This is a genomic window from Actinomadura darangshiensis (assembly GCF_004349235.1).
Lineage (GTDB): Bacteria > Actinomycetota > Actinomycetes > Streptosporangiales > Streptosporangiaceae > Spirillospora > Spirillospora darangshiensis.
This window is the reverse complement of sequence record NZ_SMKY01000066.1, coordinates 21,192-35,669: the sequence shown is the minus strand read 5'-3', so window position 1 is coordinate 35,669 and position 14,478 is coordinate 21,192. Positions and strand designations below refer to the sequence as shown.

Annotated in this window: 18 protein-coding genes and 1 pseudogene; 9 read left to right on the top strand and 10 right to left on the bottom strand. The window is 71.6% G+C overall.

Annotated features, from left to right (window positions below; genetic code table 11):
- Positions 1 to 2,574, top strand: a 2,574-nt coding sequence (locus E1293_RS47465; RefSeq protein WP_165978246.1) for a hypothetical protein, incomplete at its 5' end; no start/stop codon positions are given.
- Here E1293_RS47465 and E1293_RS16915 read toward each other — a convergent pair.
- Positions 2,480 to 2,890 carry an ATP-binding protein gene (locus E1293_RS16915; RefSeq protein WP_132198367.1) on the bottom strand — a complete coding sequence of 137 codons (411 nt, stop codon included), beginning with the start codon at positions 2,888 to 2,890 and terminating at the stop codon, positions 2,480 to 2,482. The genes E1293_RS47465 and E1293_RS16915 overlap by 95 nt on opposite strands.
- 146 nt (positions 2,891 to 3,036) lie before the next feature.
- Between E1293_RS16915 and E1293_RS16910 the strand changes: the two genes are divergently transcribed.
- Both E1293_RS16910 and E1293_RS16905 read left to right on the top strand, forming a co-directional pair.
- On the top strand, positions 3,037 to 3,891 hold the full coding sequence (locus tag E1293_RS16910) for a helix-turn-helix domain-containing protein (protein ID WP_132198366.1): 855 nt from the start codon (positions 3,037 to 3,039) through the stop codon (positions 3,889 to 3,891).
- Positions 3,888 to 4,088 (top strand): DUF397 domain-containing protein, encoded by a 201-nt coding sequence (locus E1293_RS16905; protein ID WP_132198365.1) that lies wholly within the window; start codon positions 3,888 to 3,890, stop codon positions 4,086 to 4,088. Before E1293_RS16910 ends, E1293_RS16905 begins: the two co-directional genes overlap by 4 nt.
- A gap of 30 nt (positions 4,089 to 4,118) precedes the next feature.
- Here the strand turns inward: E1293_RS16905 and E1293_RS16900 are convergent, their stop codons facing one another.
- Entirely contained in the window at positions 4,119 to 4,622 is a 504-nt protein-coding gene (locus E1293_RS16900; protein WP_132198364.1) for an FBP domain-containing protein, read from the bottom strand.
- A 72-nt stretch (positions 4,623 to 4,694) separates the two neighbouring features.
- Between E1293_RS16900 and E1293_RS16895 the strand changes: the two genes are divergently transcribed.
- On the top strand, positions 4,695 to 5,264 hold the full coding sequence (locus E1293_RS16895; protein ID WP_132198363.1) for a TetR/AcrR family transcriptional regulator: 570 nt from the start codon (positions 4,695 to 4,697) through the stop codon (positions 5,262 to 5,264).
- A gap of 6 nt (positions 5,265 to 5,270) precedes the next feature.
- On the opposite strand, the gene E1293_RS16890 is transcribed toward E1293_RS16895, so the two are convergent.
- Both E1293_RS16890 and E1293_RS16885 read right to left on the bottom strand, forming a co-directional pair.
- Positions 5,271 to 6,092, bottom strand: coding sequence for an NAD(P)H-binding protein (locus E1293_RS16890; protein ID WP_132198362.1), 822 nt, complete (start codon positions 6,090 to 6,092; stop codon positions 5,271 to 5,273).
- Positions 6,093 to 6,106: 14 nt separating this feature from the next.
- The gene (locus E1293_RS16885) at positions 6,107 to 6,727 is read right to left on the bottom strand and encodes a TetR/AcrR family transcriptional regulator (protein WP_132198361.1); all 621 of its coding nucleotides are present in this window, start codon (positions 6,725 to 6,727) and stop codon (positions 6,107 to 6,109) included.
- A 73-nt stretch (positions 6,728 to 6,800) separates the two neighbouring features.
- Here E1293_RS16885 and E1293_RS16880 point away from each other — a divergent pair, with 73 nt between their 5' ends.
- Both E1293_RS16880 and E1293_RS16875 read left to right on the top strand, forming a co-directional pair.
- Positions 6,801 to 7,316: a GNAT family N-acetyltransferase gene (locus tag E1293_RS16880; protein WP_165978245.1), complete on the top strand. Its 516-nt coding sequence runs from the start codon at positions 6,801 to 6,803 to the stop codon at positions 7,314 to 7,316.
- A complete protein-coding gene (locus E1293_RS16875) occupies positions 7,303 to 7,785 on the top strand; it encodes a pyridoxamine 5'-phosphate oxidase family protein (RefSeq protein ID WP_132198359.1) in 483 nt (160 codons plus the stop codon). Before E1293_RS16880 ends, E1293_RS16875 begins: the two co-directional genes overlap by 14 nt.
- On the opposite strand, the gene E1293_RS16870 is transcribed toward E1293_RS16875, so the two are convergent.
- A complete protein-coding gene (locus E1293_RS16870; RefSeq protein ID WP_132198358.1) occupies positions 7,786 to 8,607 on the bottom strand; it encodes a class I SAM-dependent methyltransferase in 822 nt (273 codons plus the stop codon).
- A 56-nt stretch (positions 8,608 to 8,663) separates the two neighbouring features.
- Between E1293_RS16870 and E1293_RS16865 the strand changes: the two genes are divergently transcribed.
- From E1293_RS16865 to E1293_RS16855, 3 genes are all read left to right on the top strand, one after another.
- Entirely contained in the window at positions 8,664 to 9,251 is a 588-nt protein-coding gene (locus tag E1293_RS16865) for a TetR/AcrR family transcriptional regulator (protein ID WP_132198357.1), read from the top strand.
- Between the two features lie 75 nt (positions 9,252 to 9,326).
- Positions 9,327 to 9,935 (top strand): TetR/AcrR family transcriptional regulator, encoded by a 609-nt coding sequence (locus tag E1293_RS16860; protein WP_132198356.1) that lies wholly within the window; start codon positions 9,327 to 9,329, stop codon positions 9,933 to 9,935.
- The gene (locus E1293_RS16855; protein ID WP_132198355.1) at positions 9,923 to 10,822 is read left to right on the top strand and encodes an SDR family oxidoreductase; all 900 of its coding nucleotides are present in this window, start codon (positions 9,923 to 9,925) and stop codon (positions 10,820 to 10,822) included. Before E1293_RS16860 ends, E1293_RS16855 begins: the two co-directional genes overlap by 13 nt.
- On the opposite strand, the gene E1293_RS16850 is transcribed toward E1293_RS16855, so the two are convergent.
- From E1293_RS16850 to E1293_RS50470, 5 genes and pseudogenes are all read right to left on the bottom strand, one after another.
- On the bottom strand, positions 10,819 to 11,403 hold the full coding sequence (locus tag E1293_RS16850; RefSeq protein ID WP_132198354.1) for a dihydrofolate reductase family protein: 585 nt from the start codon (positions 11,401 to 11,403) through the stop codon (positions 10,819 to 10,821). The genes E1293_RS16855 and E1293_RS16850 overlap by 4 nt on opposite strands.
- A 121-nt stretch (positions 11,404 to 11,524) precedes the next feature.
- Positions 11,525 to 12,559, bottom strand: coding sequence for an SGNH/GDSL hydrolase family protein (locus E1293_RS16845; RefSeq protein ID WP_132198353.1), 1,035 nt, complete (start codon positions 12,557 to 12,559; stop codon positions 11,525 to 11,527).
- 72 nt (positions 12,560 to 12,631) lie between these two features.
- Positions 12,632 to 13,165, bottom strand: coding sequence for a GNAT family N-acetyltransferase (locus E1293_RS16840; protein ID WP_132198352.1), 534 nt, complete (start codon positions 13,163 to 13,165; stop codon positions 12,632 to 12,634).
- Positions 13,166 to 13,226: 61 nt separating this feature from the next.
- Complete coding sequence (locus E1293_RS50475; protein WP_341770192.1) at positions 13,227 to 13,577, bottom strand: ADP-ribosylglycohydrolase family protein; 351 nt, start codon at positions 13,575 to 13,577, stop codon at positions 13,227 to 13,229.
- A gap of 79 nt (positions 13,578 to 13,656) precedes the next feature.
- Positions 13,657 to 14,319, bottom strand: a pseudogene (locus tag E1293_RS50470) (ADP-ribosylglycohydrolase family protein); the annotation flags it as partial.
- Between the last annotated feature and the right edge of the window lie 159 nt (positions 14,320 to 14,478).

Here is a 14,478-nt window from a genome sequence, read left to right as displayed (position 1 = left end):
GGCACGGACGGCGCCCCGCCCCCGTACCGCCGCTCCCCCGTCGCGACCGTCGACCGCTGGAACGAGCGCGCCGGCCTGTTCCGCTGGCAGGGCGCCCCGCTGCGCGCCCCGGTGTGGTGGCCCGGCATCGGCGCGTCCATCGTCGCGCTGATCGCCGTCCTCGCGGGCGGCATCGCCGAGCAGACGCCCCGCCGCATCCTGGTCACCGCGGCGGCCGTCCTCGCCGTCGTGCTGCTGACCGTCGCCGCGCTGTCCACGCGGCGGATCTGGCTCCCGTTCCTGTCCTGGGCGGGACTCGGCAGCCGCTACCGCTGGTTCGCCCGGACGTCGTTCTTCGCCGTCCTCGACGAGAGCACCGACGACCTCGGCTTCGAGGGCCGCCTGCACACCGTCTCCGAACGGCTCACCAAACCGGACGCGGCCCGGTTCCTGCTGCAGATCAAGACGTTCGCGCTGCTGGAGGACATGCGCGACCAGTACCGCCGGTTCGCGCCGAACGGGCGCGGCCTCAAGCGCCCCGCCCCGCCCGTGGTGTTCCTGTCGCATCCCGGCCGCCGCAACGGCGGCCTCGCCGTGCTGTCGGCGATCAGCGACATCCGCGCCCGGCGCAGCGAGTTCCACCCGCTGCTCGTCATCGCGTCCATCGACGCCGCCACCAGGGAGGACCTCGGCGGCGCGGAGCCGGCGGGCGGCGACCCCCAGGACCGCTACGAGCACTGGCGGTCGTCGCTCGGCACCGCGCAGGGGCCGAGCGAGTCCGTCCCGCTGCCGTACCTGCTGCGCATCCCGGTCTCCGGCCACCCCGCCGCCGAACGCCAGGTGGACGACTTCGCCGTCCGGCGCCGCCCCCGCTGGACATGGGTGTGGTCGGTGCGCTTCCTCATGGTCGTCGTCCTGGCCTGCGCGCTGGGCGTGACCTGGGGGCAGGTGCACCTGCGCTCCAAGTACTGCAGCGTCGGGCTGCCCATGAGCCGCAACGGCGACACCCGGCTGCAGACCAACACCGACGGCAGCCGCGAATGCGTCGGCGTGGCCACCCACGACGTCCGGTTCGAGCGGAACGCCGACAGCATCGGCATGGACGGCGACCGGCACCGCCCGTCCACCCGCAACACCGGCCCCCGCATCACCCTCGCCGACCTCCAGGACCGCATCGAGGCGCAGAATCGCCAGGTGGTCGAGTCGGGCGACCCCTACGTCACGATCGTCTATGTCGGGATCTTCACCGCGAGCCCCGGCCAGGGCGACCTGACGGTCAGCAGCGTCCACGAACTCGCCGGCGCCTACCTCGCCCAGCTGCGCAACAACGGGTCCGGTCACCCCGGCGAGGTCGGCAACCCCCTCAAGATCCGGCTGCTGCCCGCCAACACGGGCCAGAACATGGCGTTCTCCACCGAGACGGCCGACCGCATCCTGGACCTCGCCCGCCGCGACCCGACCCTCGTCGGCGTCGTCGGCTTCGGCCGCAACACCGAGTACTCCCAGGCCGGGATCACACGGCTCAACAACGCGGGCCTGCCGATCGTCGACACGGTCAACTCCTCCGACCGGCTGCCCGAGCTCGCGCACTACTACAGCCTCGCCTCCACCGACCACGACGAGGCCGCCGCGACCCGCGCCGCCGTCGAGGCCGAGTTCAAGGACGGCCGGATCAGCCGCGCGATGATCGTCCACCGCACCCCCGGACCGTCCCGCGACGCCTACAGCGCCGAGATAGCCGACGACGTGGCCCGCGTCCTGCACCCGCGCAAAGCCGACAGGGTCCTGTACACCGGCGCCGGCGACATCGCCAGGAAGGTCAAGGCCGCCTGCGAGGCCGCCGCCTACCCCCTCGTCTACTTCGCCGGACGCTCCGAAGACCTGCGGGGCCTGCGCGACGGCCTCATCCAGGGCGGCTGCACGCGGCACCGGCTCGTCCTGCTCGCCGGGGACGACGTCACCAAGACGCACTTCGGCACCGGCCCGCACGACGTCCCGCTCCCCGAGAACACCGTCGTGTACCACACGGCCTTCGTCCACCTGCCGTTCCTGGTCGCGGACGACGGCGACCAGACCAACGGCTTCTTCCTGCTGGCCCGCAACGCCCTCGGCATCGGCGCCCCGCGCACCGCCCCCGACGAGCCGCTCCTCGTGAACGGCCAGATGGCCCTCACCTACGACGCCACCGTCGCCATGGGCGAGGCCGCGCAGAGCGCCTACGACGCCCTGGCCATCCCCCGGAAACCGTCCGGCCTGGTCACCGGCAGCCGCTCGGTGACGTCGGGCGCCGTCCTGCTGGAACTGCGGCACCTGTTCGTCCGCGAGGGCGCGACGGGCGCCATCGACTTCACCCACGACACCCACAAGCGCAACGGCCCCGGCAACCGCGCCCTCACCATGATCAGAGTCACCCTGAAGGACGGCCACCCCGTCTCGACCCCGATCTGCGGCCGCCTCAACGGTGCCCGCCCGGCCCCGGGCCTCTCCCCCTGCCCTAGCCTCACCGCAGCGGCGGCGGACCGGGGAAGCGCATCCACACGGTCGTCCGCTCCCCGTCCTCCCGGACGCCCCACTCCAGGGACAGCGCCTCGATGATCCGCAGCCCGCGCCCGCTCTCGGCGAGGGGATCGTCCTGCATCACCGGCCGCGCCCCGAGCGCCCCGTCATCGGTGACCTCCGCGAGGACGTCCCCGCCCAGCACTGAGAACATCACCGTGACCCGCCCGCGCCGCCTCCGCCCGGACGCCGTGTGCTCGACCGCGTTCGTGAACGCCTCGTTCACGCACGTCTGGACGTCCGGAAGTGAGGGATGCCCCTCCCCCAGCACGTCCCGCGCGAACACCCGCACGAACTTGGCCGCCTGCTCCACACCCGGCAGCGTGAGCGCCGCGATGACCTCGCTGATCGTCATCAGAGTCCTCTCTCTCGGACTCAAGGCTGCAAGCGCAGCGCACCCGCCTCAACACGTTCCGTGTACTCCGAAATAATCCCTCACTGAATATTCAGGACCCGCCGATTCATCGAACATCCGACTACATGGCGTGACATCCTGATCACATGCCGGATGCGCCCCTCTCCACCGCCCGCCGCCGCAAGATCGGAAGAGTCCTCCGGCAGTTCAGGGAGGAGGCCAGCTACACCCTCAAAACCGCCGGCGCCCACTTCGAACGCTCCCCCTCGTCCCTCAGCCAGATCGAGAACGGCACGCAACGGCTGCGCCTTCGCGATCTCGGCTACATCCTCGACCAGTACAACGTCCCCACGGACGTCCGCGCCGCCCTGATGACCCTCAACGAGCAAGACCGCCAACCAGGCTGGTGGGACGCCTACCGCGACCTGGTCACCCCCGAGGCCCTTGACCGAGTGTCCCTTGAACACGACGCCTCACGCATCGTCGTCACGGAGACGACCTTCATCCCCGGCCTTCTCCAGACCGAGGCGTACGCGCGAACTGTAATCCGCGGGATCACCCCCAAACACCAAGCGACCGTCATAGAGCGTTTCGTAGAGTTCCGCCTGATGCGGCAGAGCGTGCTGAACAAGGCTCCGGCGACCAGACTCGAAGTGGTGCTCGATGAGGCGGCGCTGCGCAGGATGCGCGGCGGTCGTCAGGTCATGCGGTCGCAGCTCCGACGGCTGGTCAATCAGTCAGAGCTCGAAAATGTGCAGCTGAATGTTCTTCCCTTGGCGATCGATGCCGGGTCGGACTACGCGGGACAGTTCGAGCTGCTGGAGATCGGCAGCCCACCCATGCTTACCGTCGTGCTCACGGAACACCTCGCCGGTCAGGCCATCCTCGAGAGCGGGCCGGAGACGGCCCAGTACAGAGGGACTTTCGAGCAGATCCGTTCTCTCTCGCTCACCGAAACCGCTTCACGCGATCTGATCAACGAAATAATCTCGGAGCTATGAAGGCTACGAACCTGCCCGACACAGTCTGGCGAAAGAGCAGTTGGACGGGCTCTTCGGGAACCGATTGCGTCGAGATAGCCCAGACCTGCGAGCTGATCGCGGTGCGGGATTCCAAGGATCCGGGCGGGCCCGTCCTCAGCTTCGGGGCCGGGGCATGGAGCGCTTTCCTCACCAGCCTCAAGTCACAGGAAGGCTGATCAGGTGATTGCCGCGGCCGCCTGAGCGGGTCAGTGTGAGCGTGTGATCTTGTCGAGGAAGGTGTGCAGGTTGGCCTGTATGCGGGCGACCTTCTCGTCCCGCGTGAGGGACTCTTCGAACTCGCCGCCTGCGACGGAGTGCTTCTTGCCGCGGACGTAGAGGGAGCAGTCGAGGTCGTCGCACACGTACTGGCCGACCGAGTTGCCCTGGCGTCCTGCCTCACCCATGCGGCGGGCCGTCATCAGGGCGACGGCGCCGCCGGTTCTGGTGGTCAGGCACAGCGAGCACATGCTGCGCGAGGTGAAGCCGCGGGACGTGCCGGAGGCTCGGCGGAGCCCGATCCCGACGAGGCGGTCGTCGTGTTGCGCGACCAGGTAGGCGCGTTCGGGGGCGCCGGGATCTCGCCAGCCCAGGAAGTCCAGGTCGTCCCAGGGCAGGGTGGCGAAGTCCTTGGGCAGGCCCAGGCGCTTGGCCTCGCCCTTGGAGCAGTTGACGAAGGACGTGCGGATCTCACGTTCGGTCACGGGTCTCATGTGCGGCGAGGCTAGCTTTCCTAATACACTTAGGCAAATGCATTAAGCACCTAGGTAGATGGAGGGAGGGCCATGGCTCGCGCAGGGGTGACCACCGAGCGGCTGACAGGGGCGGCGGCGGAGCTGGCCGACGAGGTCGGCTTCGACAGGGTGACCGTCGCGGCGCTGGCGCGCAGGTTCGGCGTCAAGGAGGCCAGCCTGTACTCGCACATCAAGAACGCCCACGACCTGAAGACGCGGGTCGCGCTGCTCGCCCTGGCCGAACTCGCCGACGAGGTCTCCGCCGCCGTGGCCGGACGTGCGGGCAAGGACGCGCTGGTGGCCTTCGCGAGCGCCTACCGCGACTACGCCAAGCGGCATCCCGGCAGGTACACGGCAGGACGCATGAAGCTGGACGCCGAGACGGCCGCCAAGAGCGCGGCGGGACGCCATTCGGAGATGACGCGGGCGATCCTGCGCGCCTACGACTTGGCGGAGCCCGACGAGACCGACGCCGTCCGGATGCTGGGGAGCGTGTTCCACGGCTTCGTGAGCCTGGAGACCGCAGGCGCATTCAGCCACACGCCACGCGACGTGGAGGCGTCCTGGATCAGGACCTTGGACGCCCTCGACACGGCCCTCAAGAAATGGCCGCCGGCCTGACCTCGCTCAGGGACGGAAATCGTCGGCGTGGTCCTGTGCCCATTCCGCGAAGGTCTGGGCAGGCCGCCCGGTGAGCTTCTCGACGATGGCGGAGGTCTCGGGGACGGCCTCGGCGCCCGCCGCCCACCCGCGCATGACCGCCTCCACTCCCATCGCGGGCATCGTCCTGCCCAGGTCGGCCCGCGCCTCCTCGGGCGTCACCAGCTCGATCGCGATCTTCCTGCCGATGGCCGCGCCGATGTGCCCGACCTGCTCGCGCAGGGTGAGCGCCTGCGGCCCGTACACCGTGTACGCCTGCCGTCCGTGCCCCCGCTCGGTCAGCGCCGTCACCGCGAGCGCGGCCATGTCCCGCTCGCTGACGGGAGCGGTGAGCGCCTGCGGGTACGGCAGCCGCACGGCTTCGCCGTCCTTGATCGCCCGGGTCCACCACCAGCGGGCGTTGGTCGCGAACATCCCCGGCCGGATGAAGGTCCAGGACAGCCCGGACTCTTCCAGAGCCGACTCCACGACCCGATGGTCCCGGGCGATCGGATTGCGGTCGGCGCCGGGCTGTACGACCGCCCCGGACGACAGCAGCACCACCCGCTCCACCCCGGCCGAACGCGCGGCCGCCACGAACCCTCCGATGCCTGCGGGCTTGGCGTAGAGGAAGACCTGCGACGCCCCCTCCAGGGCGGCGGGCAAGGTTTCCGGGACGTCCAGATCCGCCGCCACGTGGGAGGCGTCCGGTGTCCTGCTCGCCGGCCGGACCGGTACGCCCGCAGCGGTCAGACCTGCGGCGACATGGCGGCCGACGTTTCCCCGGGCGCCGAAAACAACCGTGACCATCGTGCGGGGCCTCCCTAATCCACAGTGAGCAGTTCGACGAGCTGGGTGTGCAGGACCTGCCGGGTCTCGGGCGACAGCGGGTCGCCGCCGAGGATGTCCCGGACGAACTGCGGCATCGTGACGGGCGCGAAGATGATCGCGTAGGCGGCCAGCAGCGCGAACGCGGGGTCGAGCCCGGCGCGGATCTCGCCGTCCTCCTGGCGCCGGCGGGCCTTGGCCACCGCCGCCGCCATCGCCTCCCGCTGCCGCCCCGCCTGCCGCTCGCCCTCTCCGGCGTCGGCGAACGGGCAGTCGCCCAGCGCCTGCCAGACCACGAGCCTGGCCCAGTCGGGCCGGTCGAGCGTCGCGTCCAGATGCGCGCCGAGGGACTCGGCGAACGACGCCCCGGGCGGGACGATCTCCGCCTGCAGCTCCTGCCACCGGCGCCGGAGCTCGTCGAGCAGCCCCTGCTTGCCGCCGAAGTAGTAGGAGATGAGCTGCTGGTTGACGCCCGCTCGCGCGGCGATGCCCGCCGTCCTGGCCCCGGAGTACCCCTTGGCCCCGAACTCGGCGACGGCCGCGGCAAGGATGCGCTCCCGCGTCCCCTCCGCCGACCGCCCGCGCTCGTCCGGCCCCGGCTCCCTCGATGAAGGCATGCGGCGCACACTATCATTCAATCAATTGAATGAATCCTGGAGCCGGCGGCGCGTGGCGGAGCATCCTGGTGCCATGACAACCATCCGGGCGTCCACCGCTGAGGAAGGCGATGCGCTCGCTGAGCTCCGCCGGGCGTTGGACGCAGAGACGGCGTTCATGCTCGCCGAGCCCGGCGAACGCGGCAGCGAGCTTCCTGATCAGTCGTACCGGTTCGTCGCCGACGACGGCGGACGGCTCGTCGGAGTCATCGACGTCTTCGCCTTGCGGTGGCGGCGTGCGCGAGGCCGGGGCGCCATCGTGCTGGGGGTACGGGCTTCCGCCCAGGGGCAGGGAGTGGGCCGCGCACTCCTGAACGAGGCGATCGCTGAGGCGCGGCGCCGGGCGATGTGGCGGCTGGAGCTGACGACCATGCGCCACAACCAGGTCGCGTTGGGTCTGTACGAAGCCTGCGGGTTCGAGGTGGAGGGGGTGCGGCGTTCGTCGGTGCGGATGGACGGCGGGTTCGTCGATGAGGTCTATATGGGGTTGGTCCTAGCGCCCCCCGGGAGCGCGGAAATGGGGGATCATCTCGGGGATGAGCCTGCCTGAGGATCTGGACGAGCTGGCGCGGTCGGTCATCGACGGGAATCGGTACCTCGTGCTCGGGACGAGCGGGGACGATCATCGGCCGCGGGTGTCGCCGGTGTACTTCACGCACGCCGGCTACCGGACGTTCTACTGGGTGTCCTCGCCGGAGGCGCGGCACTCGCGGAACGTCGCGGCGCGCCCCGAGGTGGCCATCGTCATCTATGACTCGTCGGTGGAGATCGGCGAGGGGCGGGCCGTCTACATCGACGCCGCCGCGTCCATCGCCCCGGACGACGAGTTGCCGTGGCGGTGCGCCGAGGCGTTCGCGGAGGTGGACCCGGGGGCCATGCGGCTCCGGCCGGAGCAGCTCAGCGGGGACGCCGACTGGCGGCTGTACCACGCGGACGCGACCGGGTGGGAAGTGCACCTGCCCGGCCGCGACCCGCGCAACGGAACGGGGACCGACACCCGCCGGCGTGTGACGCCCTGATCAGGCGGTCAGCGCCGCGGTGACGGCCATCGTGATGTAGGGCATCGTGAACCTGCCGCCCAGCGCGTCGATGGCCGCGCCGACGCCGTCCAGGACCTCCTTCACCTTGGGTGCGGGGAGGCCGGTGAGGGAGCCGTGGGTGGGCATCTGGTCCAGCCACTCGTCGCGGGTGTAGGTGTGCTCCCAGTCGAACCGCCACTGCTCGGGGGCGTCGAAGGCGCCCGCGTCCCGGATGCCGTCGGCGGCCTTGTCGAACATCACCTGGTACATCTGCAGGGGCGACCTCGTCGACTGCATGTCGAACGGCGAGTCGGGCACCACGCGCCGGTAGACGTCGGCGAGGGCCTCCGTCACTTCGGGCGGTAGCTCGAAGACGTGCCAGAAGACCGCCAGGCGGCCACCGGGGCGCAGGACCTGGGCCGCCTTGGCCGCGCCCGCCACGGGGTCGACCCAGTGCCAGGCCGTCCCGGCGATGACGGCGTCGAAGTCGCGGCCCGCGGCGTCCCAGGTCTCGAACGTCGCGACCTCGACGTCCAGGCCGCCGCGCCGGGCGAGATCGGCCATGCGGGCGTCGGGCTCGACGCCGAGGACGGTGCAGCCCGCCGCCTGGAACTGGCGGGCCTCGATGCCGGTGCCGCAGCCGACGTCGAGGACGTCCGGGCCGGGGCTCGCGGCCGCGATCCGGGTGACCATGGCGTCGGGATAGCGTGGCCGGACGCGGTCGTAGCGTTCGGCGTCCGTGCCGAAGGACTCGGCCACGTCGCGGGCTCGGTGGGGTTCGGGCCGGGAGCGGGCCGTCCGCTCCGGAGGTAGAGTGGGCATGCGCCCACTATGAATGGGCAAGCGCCCACTCGTCAATCGGAAGGCGGGGATTCACGGTGCCGACCGGGGTCGCCATGCGCGACGTGCGCGCACAGCTGTTCGACGCCGCCGAGCGCGTCCTGCTCCGGGCCGGGCCGAGCGCGCTCACCAGCCGCGCGGTCACGGACGAGGCGGGCTGCGCCAAGGGCGTCCTGCACCGGCATTTCGACGACTTCGACGCCTTCCTCGCCGACTTCGTGCTGGACCGCGCCCGCCGGATGGGCGTCCAGGCCGCCGCTCTGCGCGACTCCGCGGGCACCGGCACGGTGGTCGGCAACCTCGCCGGCGCGATGACGGCCGTGTTCGAGTCGGTCGCCATGGCGATCCTGCCGCTCATCACGTTCCGGGACGAACTGCGCGCCCGGCTGCGCGAGACCTGGCCGACCGGCCTCCCGGTCATCGCCGAGGCCGTGGAGATGGTCGCCGCCTACCTCGCCGCCGAGCGGGACCTCGGCCGCATCGCGCCGCACGCCGAGGTCGAGGTGCTCGCCCCCACGCTGCTGGGAGCCGGGCACCTCCAGTTCGCCGACCGCGCCGCCCCCACGCCGGACCCCGACGCGGTCCGCAAGACGGTGCTCACGGTCGTCGGCGGCGTCCTGCGCTGAACGCGTCTTCCCCGTTTGACTTCCCGGCGCGTGCATGCTTTTATAAATGTACGTTCATTTATTGATGGAGGCGCGATGGCCGGGCGGCCGAGAGGCGTGGACGACGCGGTGATCCTGCGGGCGGCGGTCGAGGTGATCGGGCGCGTGGGGCCGGCGAAGCTCACCCTCGCCGCGGTGGCGGACGAGGTCGGGCTGGTGCCGGGCACGCTCGTCCAGCGGTTCGGGTCCAAGCGGGGCCTGCTGCTGGCGCTCGCCCAACGCTCGGTCCAGGACGCCGAGACGCTGTACGAGCGGGCTCGGGAAGGGCACGGGTCCGCGCCGGCGGCGCTGCGGGGCTTCGCGACGCGGTCGATGGCCGAGATGGCGACGCCGGAGAAGTTCGCCAACCACCTGGCCTTCCTGTGCATGGACCTGACCGATCCGGAGTTCCACGAGCCCGCCCTGGCCGTCCACGAGACGCAGGGAAGGGTGATCGCGATGCTGCTGGCCGATGCGATGTCCGATGGCGACCTCCGACCGGGGACCGACGTCGAGGCACTGGCCGGGTCCGTCCAGGTCGCCATCTCGGGGGCCGGGCTGACGTGGGCGCTCGACCGCCGGGGAACGCTCACCGACCGGATCGAGCACGAGATCGGCACCGTCCTGGCGCCCCACGCCATGAGGGAGGAAGCATGGAGAGGCTGACCGGGCAGGTGGCCCTCGTCGCGGGAGGGACGCGCGGCGGCGGGCGGGGAATCGCCGTCCAGCTGGGCGCCGCCGGAGCGACCGTGTACGTCACGGGACGCAGCAGCGGCGGCGAGCGGTCTGACATGGACCGTCCGGAGACGATCGAGGAGACCGCCGCCCAGGTCACGGCGGGCGGCGGGACCGGCATCCCCGTCCGCGTCGACCACAGCAGCCCGGACGAGGTCGGCGCGCTGGTCGACCGGATCGCGGCGGAGCAGGACGGGCGGCTCGACGTCCTGGTCAACTCGGTGTGGGGCGGCGACCCGCTGGCCGACTGGTCGCTGCCGCTCTGGGAGCAGGACCTCGACACCGGCCTGCGCCTGCTGCGGCAGGGCGTGGAGACCCACGTGATCACCAGCCGCCTCGCGCTGCCGCTGATGGTCGCCCGGGGGCGCGGGCTCGTGGTGGAGGTCACCGACGGCAACACGGCCCGCTACCGGGGAGCGTTCTTCTACGACCTGGTGAAGTCCGCGGTGATCCGCCTCGCCTTCGCACAGGCCGCGGAGCTGAAGCCGAAGGGGGTGGCGGCCGTCGCGATCACGCCGGGCTTCCTGCGCTCGGAGGCCGTCCTGGAGCACTTCGGCGTCGCCGAGGGGAACTGGCGGGACGGCGTGGCGGCAGACCCGCACTTCGCCTACTCCGAGACACCGGCCTACCTGGGACGGGCCGTCGCGGCCCTCGCCGCCGACCCCGACATCATGGACAAGACGGGACGAGCCCTGGCCACCTGGGGCCTCTACAAGGAGTACGGCTTCACCGACGCCGACGGGACGCAGCCGGACTGGGCCGCCCACTGGGACGACACCCTGGTGGGCGAGTACGGCCCCCTCGGCGACCCGCTCTAGCGGCCGCCCTCGCCACGGGTGAACCAGGTGACCTGGGCGCCGTTGCCGAACGACTCGCGGCGCGTCGGCGTGAACAGGGTGGGACGGAACTCGCCGGAGAAGGCGGAGACACCGGCCCCGGCCACCACCGGGTACGACTTGACGATCAGTTCGTCGATCTCCGGCAGGAGGGCGCCGGCGAGCCTGCCGCCGCCGCAGAGCCAGATGTCCTTGCCGCCGTCCTCGGCCTTGAGTTCGCGGACGGCGGCGAGCGGCTCCCTGACCAGTTCCACGCCCGGATCGGCGATCTCGTCCAGGGACGTGGAGGCGATGTACTGGCGCAGGTGCGCGTACGGGCTGGTCACGCCGATGTCGAGCGCGGGCGTGTAGGTGGCGAGCCCCATCATGAGGGTGTCGAACCGCCCGTTCGGGGCGTCCTCCAGACCGGCGTGCGATCGGAGGTGCGTGGGGACGGTCTCCGGGTACCGCTCGTTGATCCAGGCCGCCATGTCGTCGCCGACCGGGTAGAAGTCGACCTCCTCACCGGGACCCGCGATGTAGCCGTCGATGCTGACGCCGACGTAGTAGACGAGCTTTCGCATAGGAACTCCATTCGCAGCACTCTGTTTGCAGTGGTTTGAAGTTAGTACTGCAAACGCAGTGATGTCAAGCTGCGAAGACGTCACCGACCCGGCACGGGCTCCGTGCCGGGGTCGAGGCGGTTCAGGAGAGCGGGCGGCCGGGGCCCTTCTTGACCTGCCCGATGAACAGCTGGGCGAGCGCGTGCTGGCCCGCGACCGTCGGGTGGTAGCTGCGCGGCTCGGCTTCGAGGGCGGACAGGTTCACGGTCAGGCCGTTCATGTAGGCGTCCTTGCTGCCGACCTCGTGGCCGGCGAACGCGCCGTAGGCGTCCACGAACTCGACGCTGCCGTGCCGGTGCCCGGACACCTTCCGCGCGTCGGCCTCCGCCGCGGCCTGCTGGATCAGCCGGCCCAGGTCGTAGGCGCGCGCGTTCAGCCAGCGCTGGTCCGACACCGTGAGGTTGTCCCGGCCCACGCCGCTGACCTCGGAGAACGCCTTCGGGTACCCCATCAGGATCACCCGCGCGTCCGGTGCCCGCGCGGTGATCTTGCCGACCAGGTCGGGGAGGCTGCGGCGCAGCTCGGCCATCCGGCCGGCGATCTCCTCGCCCTGCCCGGTGCAGCCCTTGCTCCACGGCAGCCGGACGACGCATCCGGCGAGCACCTTGGAGAACCCGACGTCGTTGCCGCCGATGCTCATGGTGACCAGGCTGGTGTCCGCGCCGATGCGCCCGAGCTGCGGGGGCTCGCCGCCGCGCCCCTTCAGCACGTCGGCGGTCGTCGCGCCGGAGCAGGCCCAGAACGAGGTGCCCTTCGCGAACGCGAACGCCTTCGAGACCTCGTGGTAGTACGCCTTGGACGTCCGGTGGCACCGGTCAAGGGGGTTCTGATCGGCCACGGACGCCTCCGCGCCGACGCCCGCCGAGTACGAGTCGCCGAGCGCGACGTAGGAGCCGCCGGTGGCCACCTCCAGCGGCGTCGGCGCCTTCTGGGCCGCGACGGGGTCGGCGCGCTTCTCCGGCGCCGGCGTGCGGCACCCGCTGCCGAAGACCTCGCAGCGCGCCGCCGGCATCACCACCAGCGGGACGACGGCCAGCGCCAATAGCACCGCCAGGAGGACGAGCGCGGCCCTCCGCTCCCCCAGACGGTCCCGCACCCATGCGACCGGGCTGATCATCGTCCTCCTCCGGTGTCCATGAGCCAGACGTCCGCGGGCCGCCGCGGGTTCCCGCCTTTACATTGTAGATCTCTAACTGGACCCCGCACCCGAGGGACCAACGATAGTCGGCGCCCACATGATCAGCCGCGGGCCCAGCTCGTGCAGGCCCGCCTTGATCTCGGCGTCCCAGTAGGACCTGAGGCCCGGCCCCCACCGCTCCTCGGGCAGCTCCGCGAACCCGTGCCGGGCGTACCAGGGGCCGTTCCACGCGACGTCCCGGAACGTCAGCAGGCTGACCCCGGGCGCGCCGGCCGCCGCCGCCCGCGCCTTGACCTCGTCCAGCAGCAGGACACCGATCCCCCGCCCCACCAGGTCGCCGCGCACCGAGATCTGCTCCAGGTGGACGGCCCCGTCGACCTCCTCGACGGCCGCGAACCCGACCGGCGGGTCCCCGGCCACCACGATCTCGGCGCCCTCGCCGATCATCTGGACCATCTGCGCGACCACCGGCGGGCCGGGCGGGAACACGATCCCGATCTCGTTGAACATCAGGTCGCCCGAATTCTCGATCGCCGCGAGCCCCGGCAGATCCGCGTCCCGCGCCGTCCGAACCTCGTACTCCATGCCGCGATCGTAGGGCGGCGCTCCGCGGCCCGTCCCCCCATTAACGCGCGGAGCGCGGAGGTCAGGAGTAGAAGCGCACGTGCCAGTCCATCGGCGGCTCGCCGTAGGCGTCGGCGGGCGGCGCGGGGCCGAACTCGACGGCGCTGCCCTCGGCGAGCGCGGCGATGACGCCGGCCGCCTCGACGCCCGCCCGCCAGTGCTCGGGGACGGCCCGCGCGCCGTACCGGGCGCCGAGCAGGTTCCCGCAGACGGCGCCGGTGGAGTCGCTGTCGCCGGAGTGGTTGACGGCGAGCAGCAGACCGCGCGGGACGATCTCCAGCGGGTACCCGCCCTTGCCCTCCGCGACGAGCGCGGCGTAGACGGCGATGGCGAGGGCCTCCGGGGCGGTGAAGCCGCGCCCAAGGCTCTCCAACCGCTCGGAGATCCGGAGCCGGTTCGTCGCGGGGAAGTTCGAGCGCCTTCTCGAGCGCGGCCGTGGTCTCCTCATGACCGGCGTGCGTGCGCAGCTCCGCCATGGCGTCCCGCAGGGCGCCGGTGAGGGACGCGCCGTGGACGAGCGCCGACACCGCCACGGCGAGCGTCCCGGCCGGGAGGTGCCCGGAGGGATGGCCGTGGGTGAGGGCGGCCGTGCCCTGGCCCCGGGTGAAGATGGTCCCGCGGTCGGGGTGGCTGAAACCGCAGGATGCGGCCCGGACCGTCCCGGCGCAGCCCTTGGAGTCGTTGATCGGCTCCTCGACCGTGCCGAGCGGCCAGCCCGGTTTGCCGCGCTCGGCGGCCTTGCGCAGCGCGGCCAGGGTGGTGCGGCCGATGCCGCGCCTCGCGATCACGGCGGGGTCGCGGAGCGCCGGGCCGCCCGTGTGCATGTCCTGCTCGGGTATCGGCTCGCCCTGCGCCCGCAGCCACGCCAGGTAGCCCGACTGCACCAGGCCGAAGTAGGCGCCGCCGATCCCCCGGGCACGCGCCCGGATGGACGCCTGGACGCCCGCCTGCGCGGTGATCAGGCCCAGCTGCGTCGCCTCCCCGATCTCGGCGCGCTCCGGGAACCCGGTCACGCCCGCGTACCCGTACGCCGCGTGGATGTCGCCGAGCGACAGGCCCTCGACGGGACGTCCGAGCGCATCACCGACCGCCCCGCCGAACAGGCATCCCAGCATCCGGTCGCCCGCCATGTCCACCATGCCGGAAACGCTATCGGCACTGCCGGTCCCGCCCCGGCGGGATCACGCAACAACCTCAATCGTCGCGATCGCGTCCGAAGGCAGGTTTCGAGCTTGCGAGAAACCTGATCGCGCAGCGAGCCGCTAGGCGAGCCG